We start from the raw sequence: 11,700 nt of genomic DNA on the forward strand, positions 1-11,700 counted from the left end.
CGTCACGAACACGCTAGCCCAGGACAGTTCGATCCATTGGCATGGCGTGCTTGTGCCCTTCACGATGGACGGCGTGCCGGGCGTGAGTTTCCCCGGCATCGCGCCGGGCACGACGTTCGACTACACCTTCCCGATCATCCAGGCGGGGACCTACTGGTATCACAGCCATTCGGGCTATCAGGAGCAGGACGGGCTGTACGGGCCGATCGTGATCGACCCCGCCGGACCCGATCCGATCGCCTTCGATCGCGAGCATGTTATCATCCTGTCCGAACACAGCCCGATGCTCGGCGCGACCATCTTTCGCAAATTGAAGCAGATGGGCGGCGGCTATTTCAACATGCAGCGGCAGACCCTGTCGGGGCTGATCGCCGGGCGCGACCAGACGCAGCAAGAGCGGCTCGAATGGGCCAAGATGCGGATGGACCCGGCCGATATCGCCGACGTCACCGGATCGACCTACACCTTCACCGTCAACGGTCACGGGCCGTTCGATAATTGGACCGGGCTGTTCACGCCGGGCGAGCGGGTTCGGCTGCGGATCATCAATGCCGCCTCACAGACCAATTTCAACGTTCGCATCCCGGATTTGCCGATGACGGTCGTCGCCGCCGATGGGCAGAATGTCCGGCCGGTGACGGTCGACGAGTTCCAGATCGGGGTGGCCGAGACGTTCGACGTGATCGTCACGCCGGGCGATCGGGCTTATAGTTTCGTTAGCGAGTCGATCGATCGCTCGGGGCTCGGTCGGGCGACGCTTGCCCCACGTGCTGGAATGAGTGCGCCTGTCCCGCCGCTCCGCCCACGGCCGCTGACGACCATGATGGACATGGGCATGGGCGACATGGCGGGCATGGACATGAAGGATCCGGGGATGAAGCGCGGGATCGATCCGTCGGCCCAGCAGAATGCCTCGCGCCTGCTGGCGAAACTGACCGGCTGGCGAGAGCCGACCGATCATGGTTCGATGGCTGCGAGCGCTGCCGCACCAATGGTGGGCATGTCCCCAACGCCGACCGATGCGATGGCTGGAATGGCCGGGATGGATCATGGCGCGGCAGCGCCGGCGGCCGAAGCCGCGATGCCCGGTATGGATCATTCGGCTGCAGGAGGCGCAAGTGCCGGGTCGGGCCATCCGATGAGCATGAACATGCGCGACGCGACGAATGCGCCGGGCGTGAAGATGGGCCCCGGGGTCCAGACGATCACGCCGATGCCAAGCGATCGCAGCGGAGAAGCGCCGCAGGGGCTCGACGGGCTCGACCACCGCGTATTGGTCTACCGCGATCTCGTCGCGCTCGATCGCAATCCCGACGTGCGCGCGCCGTCACGAGCGCTCGACATCCACCTGACGGGCAACATGGAACGCTACATGTGGTCGTTCGATGGTGTAAAGTTAAGCGATCCCGCCGAACCGATCCCGTTTCGCTTGGGCGAGCGGGTGCGGGTGACGCTAGTCAACGATACGATGATGCCGCACCCGATTCACCTGCACGGCCATTTCTTCGAGCTCGTCACCGGGCATGGCGCGACAGCGCCACGAAAGCATAGTGTGAACGTGCCGCCGGGGGGAAAGGTCAGTTTCGATGTCACTGCCGATGCGCCCGGCGACTGGGCGTTCCACTGCCATAATCTGTACCACATGGCGGCGGGCATGATGCGGGTCGTGACGGTTCGCCCGACGACGGGAGCGGCGGCATGACGCGCGCGCAACTGATCCTGCTCGCCGCCTGCGCCGGGCTGCCGCTTGCCTCACCGGCGACCGCGCAGATGAACATGAACATGCCCGGGATGAGCATGCCGGGCATGAAAATGCCCGCCGCCACAAAGCCGACAGCCAAGAAGGCCGTTTCACGGACACCTTCAAAGAAGAAGCAAACCGCCATGACCAAGAAGGGCGCATCGGCAAAGCAGCCCCGCAAGCAGCCCCGCAGCCCTTCAAAGGCAGCCAAAGCGCCTCACGACATGTCATCGATGCCGGGCATGACGATGCCGACAGATCACGACATGAAGGACATGCCGGGCATGGCCATGCCTACAACGCCTGCCGCGGACGAAAGCGGAACCAATCTACCCGCAGGAAATGCGCCGCCCCCGCCCGTACCGACCGATCATGCGGCCGATCAGGCGTATGGCGCTTCAGCGATGGCGATGGGTCGCCATCATCTCGGTGAGTTTCACGGCGGCCAGAGGCTTTCGCAGGTAATGCTCAACGTTGCCGACTATCATTTCAAGCGCGGCCGCGATGGCTACCAGTGGGTTGGGCAGGCCTGGTATGGCGGCGATCTCGACCGGCTGTGGATCAAGAGCCAAGGCGACGGCGAGGTCAAGCGAGGGGTCGCCCGAGCCGAGGTTCAGGCCCTCTACAGCCACGCCATCGGGCCTTATTTCAATCTCCAGGGGGGCGTCCGTTATGATTTCAAACCCAACCCGTCCCGGACCTACGCGACGATCGGAATCGAAGGGTTGGCGCCGAGCTTTTTCGACATCGAGGCGGCCTTGTTCCTGTCAAACAAGGGCGAATTGATGGGGCGCGTCGAAGGCACGGTCGATCAGCGCATTACGCAACGACTGATTCTGCAGCCGCGCGTCGAAATCAATGCTGCGGCGCAGAGCAGCCGATCGATCGGCGTCGGATCGGGACTTTCAGACATCGAAGCAGGCTTCCGCCTACGCTATGACATCCGCCGCGAATTCTCACCCTATGTCGGCATCCAGTACAAACGGGCGTTCGGAACCACCGGGCGTTACCTGCGCGATGCTGGCGAGCGCCGAGGTGGTTGGAGCGTCGTCACGGGCATCAGGACTTGGTTCTAAGCAAGGGGGTGCACCCCCGTAGAAAGTGGAAAATGGCCAAGCTGCTCTCGATCATCACCTTAATCGCTCTGGCGTCGACTCCCGCAGTCGCTGGCCCCGCAGCGACGTGGGGACACGACATCGCCGCAGTGCGTGCCGTCTTGGGTTCCTATGAGGCAGCGGTTCAGCGCCTCGATGCTCGAGGTACCGAAGTCCTTTTCGCCGACGATTCCGAAATATTCGAAAGCGGGGGATCAGAGGGTAATTACGCAAACTATCTTGTGCATCATCTCACGCCGGAACTCAGCGAATTCAAGTCGTTCAAATTCAGCGATTACAAGGTTTCGGTGCGATTTTCTGGGCCAGTCGCGCTCGCCGCCGAGACCTACAAATATCGCATCGAATTGAAGAGCGGTGAGGTGGCGGAACGCTTCGGCGTGGCGACGAGCGTCCTGCGCAAGAAGGGCAGCAGGTGGCAGATCATCAGCATGCACAGTTCGGCTCGCAAGCCAAAAACGCCCTGACGCAAACGTTTAGCCAGCGCAGCACAACGAATCAAAAAACTTGAGGGGCAATTGCCGCTCGAAGGAGCCATAAGTGGAAAAGGGCAAGTTTCTCGATCTGCACCGGCATCTGCCCAGTACGGCTTTCGTGGTGCTCGCCGCCCTTCTGATCGCAGCGATCGGCGGCGTCTTTATCTTCGCGGGCGTTTACAATATCGGCGCCGACGCACCGCATTATCGGCCGGTGTATTTCGGGTTAGAGCAATTGCGCGACCGAGCCATCAGGCACCATGCGCGCGATATCGTCGTTCCTGCCGACCTTAACAGCCCGGCGCGGCTCGCCACGGGTGCAGGACTTTATACCGAGATGTGCACCGGCTGCCATCTCGGCCCTGGCCTTGAAAAAACGGAAATGAGCCAGGGCCTCTACCCGCAAGCGCCCGAGTTGGCACGGGGTCAGGATCAGTCGGCAGCAGAGCAATTCTGGACGATCAAACACGGCATCAAATTGAGCGCAATGCCGGCGTGGGGCAGGACCCACGACGACCAGCTCATCTGGGATATGGTCGCCTTCGTCCGTTCGTTGCCGAAGATGTCGCCGGAGCAATATAAAACTGCGGTCGCGAGTGCTCCAGCCGATCATGATGCGATAATGAAGGACATGCCCGCGATGCATTCGATGGAAGGAATGAAGCCGGTTAAGTCCATGCGTCCAGATGGCGCTGAGCCAGCTCCGGCGCACGGCGCGACAAGGTCCGACAAGCACACGCATTCACACTAAATGGCTCAACTGCGCTGCACTACACAGGGAGACGAACATGCAACAGGGAATGGATCACTCGTCGACGGACGCCGGCACAAAGATGCCAAACAAAAACATGGATGGCGCCGCCTACCGAACGTTCGGTCTGAATATGGCGATCAGCTTGGTCATCATGTATTTCGTGATGTTCACGATGATCTACAGCCTCGGAGAATTCTATAATAATCTGAATATGTTTTACATGGCCTTGATGATGGCGGCGCCGATGGGGGTGCTCATGCTGTTGCTGATGAAAGACATGTTCCCGAACGCTCGATTGAATATTATCCTTCACGTTGCCTTCGGGGTCATCTTTATATTTGGTTACCTCGGGGTTCGCTCGCAGGCGCTGATCGGTGACAATCAATTCCTCCGCTCGATGATTCCTCACCATTCCGGCGCGATCCTCATGTGCGAGCAAGCCGAGATCCGTGATCCGGAGATCAAAAGCTTGTGCGCGAATATCATCGTCTCTCAGAAACAGGAAATCGCTCAGATGAAGCGATTGCTTGCACGCCCGTAATCTCGCCCTCCGTCAGAGCGGAGAAGCCAACAGGAGAAGATCATGCATCATAGTTTGAAATCAATGCTGGGCCTGTCCCTGATTACTGCCTTGGTCGCGTGCGGGCAGTCGGCGAACAAGGAGCAGGTGAGCACCGGGCAGAACGGAGCCATGGCAGGTGGCGGGTCGGTTACGCATACGGCGGCCAACGCTTTCGAACCCGTCGAAATGAAGATGGACGAGCAGATGGCCGCGGCCGTTGGGGCTGACGCTGGCGACAATTGGGTTCGCAAGATGATCGCGCATCACCAAGGGGCGGTCGATATGTCGAAAATCGTTCTTGATCAGAAGCCCACAGCGGCCGTCGCCAAGATGGCTAGAATGACAATCGACAAGCAAGGCCATGAGATTGAGGAGTTGACGAAACTCGAGGGCAAGGGACCACCCAATCAGAAAAGTGCCGATTTGTACAAGCCTGCAGCGATGACAATGCAGCGGATGATGATGGAAGCAGGTGGCTCAACCCCGTCCGAAACTTACCTGCGTAAAATGCTTCCCCACCATGAGGGCGCGATTGCCATGTCCGACGCGGCGTTGAAAAACGGTGTAACGGGGGCGATCAAACAGCAGGTCGAGAAAACGCGGGCCGATCAACAGAACGAGGTAGAATGGTCAAGTCGATGATGGGTAAGACGGCAGCTGAGCGCGCATAGCCATTAGGAAGGTCGTGGCGTCTGAGGCTGCAGCAATGCGGAGGCGGGATCACGCCCGACTTCACCACCTTTTGGCATTCGTGGTGGCTTGGAACCTGAACGCACCATGTCAATCTCCCTCAGACTGAGTTCAACCGTTGCCCGGCATTTCCGTACCTATCGGCTACAGGAGATGGACATGCGTATTCTTCTACCCCTCGCAATCGGCGCCGCGGCACTCGCTATTACGACGCCGGCTGCTGCGCAAAACTACGGCTACGGGTATGGCTATCAAAGCGAGCATCAGATGGAACATGGTCAGCTGAGGCATGAGCACCGCGATGCGCACCACGAGCTTGAAGACCAGCACGAAGCTGCGCATGAGCAAGGCTTGAACCCTTGGGAGCACCAGGAAGTTCATCAGGAGCTACGTGCCGAGCATCGTTACCTGGATCACCAACGGTCACATGAGCATCGGCGCCAACACCAATGGAATCGCCAGCAATATTACGGCTTTAGCAATGGCTACCAGCCTTACGGCAACTAATCCCGAACCTGCGGTGCGCTCGCCATGGCGCGCGCACCGCGTTTCTACCGTCGCGGGCTTAGCCCGATTACTTCCGATGCCTTGGGCCAAGGAAGGCTGACGCTAACTCATTTTCACACCTGGCTATCATCGTGACTTGAAAGGAACGCCAGAACTCGCGCCACGGTCAACGGTCGCGGGTTTCGCCCGTCGCGTAAATCGAACCCTGCTTCGTCGACCAGCCGGCAGCGGCGCGGCTCATGAATCCAGCGGGCTTGCGCGGGTTCGAAGCGATTTTGCTGCACGACATGCCCGGAATGGACTTTCGCGCAGCGGTGCCGGAGCGTCCGGAGCCGGTTGAACCGCCGCGTGAACTCGTCGCTGGGTTCGCGGCGCTGATCGAGCAGGAAATGGGCTTCGTGGCCCTGCATCATGCCTTGGCGGCGTGGCCCGGCTGGCCCGCCTATGCCGAGCTGCTCGGCGGGGCCTTTCTATATCGGCCGAGGGTCATTCGCGGCGAATTGCGGCCAGGTTCTGCCTATGCTCCCGGGGCGCGATATGAAGTGACCAGAGCGCATATCGACCATCCGGTTCTCGCCGGCGTTCCTGATCGCTTCGAGCTAAGCGATGAAGCCTACCGCCACGAACTGTTCATGGCGGAGATCGAGCCCTTGCTGTGGCGCGGCCCAGTCGAGGGTCGATTTTTGTCGGCGATGCACACCGTCCGGGGGCTGCCTGACCCGTGCGAGCGATCGGCCGCGCCGTCGCCGGTTCCGATCGGGTGGGCGACATCGGCGGGGAAGTGCCCGGTCGTAGTACTCCAGCCACGCGATGTGCCTGGAACCTTCGCGCACCCGGTCTTTGGCGCCATCGTCGGCAATGCGCTCCGCTGGGTCGCCTCGCCCGAGGCTCGGGAATGGGCTGAGGGGCGTCACCGGACCATCGCCTTCTAAAACGAACCCGAGGGGCGATTGGCCAAGTCGGAAAGGGAGAGTCAGCATGGATATTGAGCAGCGCATTGCGCGACTGGAGGCCGAAGTGCAGATCCGGCAGCTTGTCGCCCGCTATTGCTTCGCTATCGACGATATCCTGACGATCATCGACGAGGCGAGCCGCGAGTGCCTGGCACTTATCGTTGCCCGCCAGCTCCGCCATGAGGACGTGCTGGCAGCGCTCGCCGATCTGTTTATCGCGCGCGGGCCACCTGGCAACAACAGATCCGACAATGGCAGCGAGTTTATAGCGACGGCGGTCCAGAAATGGTTGGCGCAGGTCGGCGTGAAGACGCTCTACATCACCCCGGCGTCGCCATGGGAGAACGGCTACAACGAAAGCTTCGACGGGTCGCTTCGCGACGAGCTGCTCAATGGCGAGATCTTCTACACCCTCACCGAGGCGCGGGTGCTAATCGAGGCCTGGCGGCGGCACTACAATACCGTCCGCCCGCACAGCAGCCTCGACTACCGACCGCCGGCCCCGGAAGCCGTTCCATTGCCAGTGCCGTCCTCCGGTTCCGCATCGCTTCACCAACGGCCAACACTGGCGATGGAGGCAATCATGCACTAACAATCAAGCTGGACCACTCGCTGGGGGCCGGTCAGTCGAAGCTGCCATTGCCCGCCTCGATTGCGCCACCCGAGGCCCGGAAATTCTCAGCGACGGCAAAGCGGGTGGCGCGATCATCGCCAGCCGGCGCATCCGAACCTTATCGCAGACCGCCTTGATCCCGGCCGATGGGTGGCTTGCCCTCTCGCGCAGCGGCAAATCGCCGGTTAAGGTGGGTTTCCACTCGCGAGGAACCCCCATGGCCGGCCTGTATTTCGATCAATTCACCGTCGGCCAGCGCTTCGTCCACGAGCTTCGCCGCACCGTGCTCGAGAGCGACAACATGCTGTTCTCGAACATGACGATGAATCCGGCGGCGATCCACATCGACCATGAGTATGCCAAGCACACCGAATATGGCCGCCCGTTGGTCAACTCGCTGCTCACGCTCGGGCTCTTGATCGGGCTGTCGGTGCAGGACACGACACTCGGCACGACCATCGCCAATGTAAAGCTCGATGAGACGAATTTCCCCAGGCCCGTCTTTGCCGGCGACACGATCCGCGTCGAGACCGAAGTCGTCGCCCTGCGCCCGAGCAAGTCGCGGCCGTCGCAGGGGCTGGTGACACTGCTCCACACCGCCTTCAACCAGCGAGACGAAGTCGTCTGCACCTGCCAGCGCCTCGCCCTCATGATGAAATCCCCCGCAGCATGACCCGAATGCGCAGCTGGCTGTTCGTCCCCGGCGACAGCGAGAAGAAAGCCGCGAAGGCTGCGAAGTCCGGCGCCGATGTGCTCATCTTCGACCTCGAGGATTCGGTTGCCCCCACCCAGAAAGACGCGGCACGGGAAATGGTGGCCGCGTTGATCGCCCGCGAAGAGCCGCGCGACTGGGCGCTTTGGGTCCGCGTCAACCCGTTCGACGGCGACCTCACCGCCGCCGACCTCGATGCCATCGTCCGTCCCGGCCTCGACGGCATCCTCCTTCCCAAGGCGGAGGGAGGTGCCGACGTCGCCCACCTCGCTGACGAGATCGCCAAGCGTGAGCTCGCCGCCGGAATGACACCGGGCTCGGTCCGCATCGCCACCGTCGCCACCGAGACCGCGACCGCGCTATTCAGCTTGAGCAGTTACGCGCCCGCGCACCCCCGCCTCGCCGCGCTGACGTGGGGCGCCGAAGACCTCGCTGCCGCCGTCGGCGCGACGAGCAACCGCGATGAGGCGGGCGACTTTACCCCGCCCTACAAACTCGTCCGCAATCTCGCGTTGTTCGCCGCCGCCGCCGCCGACACCGCGCCGATCGACACACTCCACGCCGACTTCCGCGATCTTGCCGGGCTCGAAGCCGATTGCCGCGCCTCGCGCCGCGACGGCTTCGTCGGCCGCCTCGCCATCCACCCGGCGCAGGTCGAGATCATCAACCGCTGCTACTCGCCCTCGGACGAGGAAATCGCCTGGGCGCGTCGCGTCGTCAACGCGTTCGCGGAAAACCCGCAAGTTGGCACGCTTGGCCTCGACGGCAAGATGATCGACCGCCCCCACCTCATCGCCGCGCGCAAGACGCTCGGCCTCTAAAAGATATACCTCATCTTGACCTGCTGATGCGAAACCCCCGCAGGCACTTCGAACCGTACCGCTTCGGCACTCGGCGGTCCGAAGCGGATCGGCGGGTTGCGCGAGAAGCCGAACCCCTCGCGCGGGATCCCAAACCTTTTGTCGAGCTTCCCATTGCCATTGCTGTCGTGGATCATCAGCAGCGACCATTCGCCCGGCACCATATGCTCGAAATTGAGCGTGCCGACATTTGCCGCGACGCTGCCACGGACCGCGTCAGGATCCTTGTCGCACTTGAGAAACTCCGCTGTCCGCCGAGTCAGGCAGAATAACAGATTGCCCTTATGATCACGGAGTCCCTCGACGCTGACCGTCAGGTTCGCACTCTGCGCCGAGGGCAGCGCCGTCGCCCCGCCCAGTGACATGCCTGCCAGTGCGCACAGCGCCAGCCGGCGCAAACTTGCCAAGCCCTGCATCGGTACCGCACAATCGGTCCCAAAAGCGGAAATAGAGTCCGTAATTGCATCGGTATCGCTGGTGGTGAAGCTCATGATGGCTCGCCGTTATCAGCCATTGCCCGATTTCTCCATGAACGAGTCCGCGCGGGAACATCTCCCAGCCCATGTGATTGGTGACCCCCATCACCGTCATCACCGCGAGCACCACACCAAGCGCCGCGAAATGGATCGGGATCACGAGCACCAGCAGCGGGATGACCACTGCCCCGGTCAGCGCTTCCCACGGATGAAAACTCATCGCCGCCCACGCGGTCGGCGGCTTGCTCGCATGGTGGACCGCATGGGCGATGCGAAAGGGCTTTGGCCGGTGCATCCAGCGATGGGTCCAGTAAAACCAAGTGTCGTGCGCGAGCAGGAATGCGAGGATGCTGAGCGGCAACCACCACAGCGGAAAATCTTGCGCTCCAGTATAAATCCGCGTCCACCCGCGCTGCTGCCAGCCCCACGCGACAACTCCCGCCGGCACGCCATAAATCGCCGCCGACGCCAGGCTCCACCCGATCTCGCGCCGCACCTGCGCGCGCTGCCCCGCCAGCCGCTGCGGAAACCGCCGCGCCGTCCACAGCGCAAAGCCCCCGCTGGTGAGGAGATAACGCACCCCGACGATGACCGTCATCGCAAAAGCGGAGAGTAGGAGCGCAACCATCGTGTCGGCTTACGCCATCCTCGCTCTGAAAGGGAGGGGTGGTTCGCACCCCGGGCCCTCGCTAAGAACAAATCCCCATGCCACCCCAATCCCTCATTATCCTCGGCGGCGGGCTTGCGGGCGGGTTGATCGCGCTCGCGCTCGCCGAACGCCGCCCCGACGTTCATGTCACGATCGTCGAGGCCGGCGCAACGCTCGGCGGCAACCATTTGTGGAGCTTCTTCGACAGCGACATCGCCGAGGCCGAGCGCGCGCTAGTCGAGCCGCTCATCGTCTACCGCTGGCCAGCCTACGATGTCCGGTTCCCCGGCCACCAGCGGACCATCGAACAGCCATATCACTCGATCACCTCCCCACGCCTCGACGCCATCGTCCGCGCCGCGCTCCCGGCCGACGCCATCATCCACGCCACTGCCCAGTCCGCCACCCCCCGTTCTGTCCAGCTTGCCAGCGGCCGCAGGCTGGAGGCCAATGCCGTCATTGACGCGCGAGGTGGAGGCGACCTGTCGGCCCTCGACTGCGGCTGGCAAAAGTTCGTCGGCCAGTCGCTTCATCTTGCTCGCCCTCACGGCCTCTCCCGCCCGGTGGTGATGGACGCCACGGTCGACCAGTCTGAAGGCTATCGCTTCGTCTACCTCCTCCCGTTCGGCCCGAGCGAAATCTTCGTCGAGGACACTTATTACAGCGACACCCCCGGCCTCGACGTCCCCGCTATCACCGCCCGCATCGCCGTCTTTACCGCCGCGCAAGGATGGGAGATCGCCGCGCCCAACCACAGCGAAACCGGTGTGCTCCCGGTCATCATGGGCGGCGATTTCGACCGCTTCTGGCCCGCCGCCGACGCGCTCCCCCGCGTCGGTGCCCGCGCGGCGCTGTTCCAACCGCTAACCAGCTACTCGCTGCCCGACGCGGTCCGCTTCGCCGCCTGGTTCGCCGCGCAGCCCGACCTCGCCGCCGCCGATACCCGCGCCTACGCCCGCCATCACTGGCGCAAGGGCCGCTTCTACCGCTTGCTCTCGAAAATGCTGTTCTACGCCGCCGACCCGCCCGAGCGCTACCGCGTGCTCGAGCGCTTCTACCGCCTCCCCGCGCCGCTGATCGAACGTTTCTATGCCGGCCGATCGACGCTAGGTGACCGCCTCCGCATCCTAGCCGGGCGCCCGCCCGTAACTATCTCGCGCGCGATCCGCGCTCTGGGGACGAAATAGTGAAGACCTCAATCGTTATCGGCGCCGGGTTCGGCGGCCTCGCGCTCGCCATCCGCCTCCAGTCCGCAGGCGTGCAAACGACCATCGTCGAAGCGCGCGACAAGCCCGGCGGGCGCGCCTATCATTGGGAGCGCGACGGCCACATGTTCGACGCCGGCCCGACCGTCATCACCGATCCCGATTGCCTAATGCGGCTTTGGCGGCTGTCGGGCCACGACATGGCGCACGACGTCACGCTCCTCCCGGTTACGCCCTTCTATGCACTCGACTGGCCCGACGGGACGCGGTTCGATTATTCGAACGACGACGAAGCGCTATTCGCGCAGATCGAGGCACTCAACCCGGCCGACGTCGAAGGCTACAAACGCTTTCTCGATTACTCCGCGGGCGTATGGCGCGAGGGCTATC

At 62.6% G+C, this 11,700-nt stretch carries 14 protein-coding genes and 1 pseudogene; 13 read left to right on the top strand and 2 right to left on the bottom strand.

Annotation, left to right across the window (positions count from 1 at the left end; all coding sequences use genetic code 11):
• The 11 genes and pseudogenes from RMN84_RS07390 to RMN84_RS07440 form a co-directional block, all read left to right on the top strand.
• Positions 1-1,702 (top strand): multicopper oxidase domain-containing protein (locus RMN84_RS07390; RefSeq protein WP_309611537.1); only part of this gene is annotated, 1,702 nt, incomplete at its 5' end.
• On the top strand, positions 1,699-2,817 hold the full coding sequence (locus RMN84_RS07395) for a copper resistance protein B (protein WP_309611538.1): 1,119 nt from the start codon (positions 1,699-1,701) through the stop codon (positions 2,815-2,817). The genes RMN84_RS07390 and RMN84_RS07395, both read left to right, overlap by 4 nt.
• Positions 2,818-2,849: 32 nt before the next feature.
• Positions 2,850-3,320: a nuclear transport factor 2 family protein gene (locus RMN84_RS07400; RefSeq protein ID WP_309611539.1), complete on the top strand. Its 471-nt coding sequence runs from the start codon at positions 2,850-2,852 to the stop codon at positions 3,318-3,320.
• Positions 3,321-3,393: 73 nt separating this feature from the next.
• Entirely contained in the window at positions 3,394-4,080 is a 687-nt protein-coding gene (locus RMN84_RS07405; RefSeq protein ID WP_309611540.1) for a cytochrome c, read from the top strand.
• Between the two features lie 49 nt (positions 4,081-4,129).
• On the top strand, positions 4,130-4,624 hold the full coding sequence (locus RMN84_RS07410) for a DUF305 domain-containing protein (protein WP_405051460.1): 495 nt from the start codon (positions 4,130-4,132) through the stop codon (positions 4,622-4,624).
• Positions 4,625-4,666: 42 nt separating this feature from the next.
• A complete protein-coding gene (locus tag RMN84_RS07415) occupies positions 4,667-5,287 on the top strand; it encodes a DUF305 domain-containing protein (RefSeq protein WP_309611542.1) in 621 nt (206 codons plus the stop codon).
• Between the two features lie 207 nt (positions 5,288-5,494).
• On the top strand, positions 5,495-5,842 hold the full coding sequence (locus RMN84_RS07420; protein ID WP_309611543.1) for a hypothetical protein: 348 nt from the start codon (positions 5,495-5,497) through the stop codon (positions 5,840-5,842).
• Positions 5,843-6,081: 239 nt separating this feature from the next.
• Positions 6,082-6,774: a ThuA domain-containing protein gene (locus RMN84_RS07425; RefSeq protein WP_309611544.1), complete on the top strand. Its 693-nt coding sequence runs from the start codon at positions 6,082-6,084 to the stop codon at positions 6,772-6,774.
• 133 nt (positions 6,775-6,907) lie between these two features.
• Positions 6,908-7,387, top strand: a pseudogene (locus RMN84_RS07430) (integrase core domain-containing protein); the annotation flags it as partial.
• Between the two features lie 238 nt (positions 7,388-7,625).
• Complete coding sequence (locus RMN84_RS07435) at positions 7,626-8,081, top strand: MaoC family dehydratase (RefSeq protein WP_309611545.1); 456 nt, start codon at positions 7,626-7,628, stop codon at positions 8,079-8,081.
• Complete coding sequence (locus RMN84_RS07440) at positions 8,078-8,941, top strand: CoA ester lyase (RefSeq protein WP_309611546.1); 864 nt, start codon at positions 8,078-8,080, stop codon at positions 8,939-8,941. The genes RMN84_RS07435 and RMN84_RS07440 overlap by 4 nt, the downstream gene beginning before the upstream one ends.
• Here RMN84_RS07440 and RMN84_RS07445 read toward each other — a convergent pair.
• Positions 8,938-9,345, bottom strand: a complete 408-nt coding sequence (locus RMN84_RS07445) for a DUF2141 domain-containing protein (protein WP_309611547.1) — start codon at positions 9,343-9,345, stop codon at positions 8,938-8,940. The two genes, RMN84_RS07440 and RMN84_RS07445, sit on opposite strands and share 4 nt — an antisense overlap.
• On the bottom strand, positions 9,269-10,084 hold the full coding sequence (locus RMN84_RS07450) for a sterol desaturase family protein (RefSeq protein WP_309611548.1): 816 nt from the start codon (positions 10,082-10,084) through the stop codon (positions 9,269-9,271). The genes RMN84_RS07445 and RMN84_RS07450 overlap by 77 nt, the downstream gene beginning before the upstream one ends.
• Before the next feature lie 77 nt (positions 10,085-10,161).
• On the opposite strand from RMN84_RS07450, the gene crtY reads away from it, so the two are divergent.
• Positions 10,162-11,292 (top strand): lycopene beta-cyclase CrtY, encoded by a 1,131-nt coding sequence (gene crtY, locus RMN84_RS07455; RefSeq protein ID WP_309611549.1) that lies wholly within the window; start codon positions 10,162-10,164, stop codon positions 11,290-11,292.
• On the top strand, positions 11,289-11,700 hold a 412-nt coding region (locus tag RMN84_RS07460), incomplete at its 3' end, for an FAD-dependent oxidoreductase (RefSeq protein ID WP_309611550.1). The genes crtY and RMN84_RS07460, both read left to right, overlap by 4 nt.

Source organism: Sphingomonas sp., from assembly GCF_031380695.1.
Lineage (GTDB): Bacteria > Pseudomonadota > Alphaproteobacteria > Sphingomonadales > Sphingomonadaceae > Sphingomicrobium.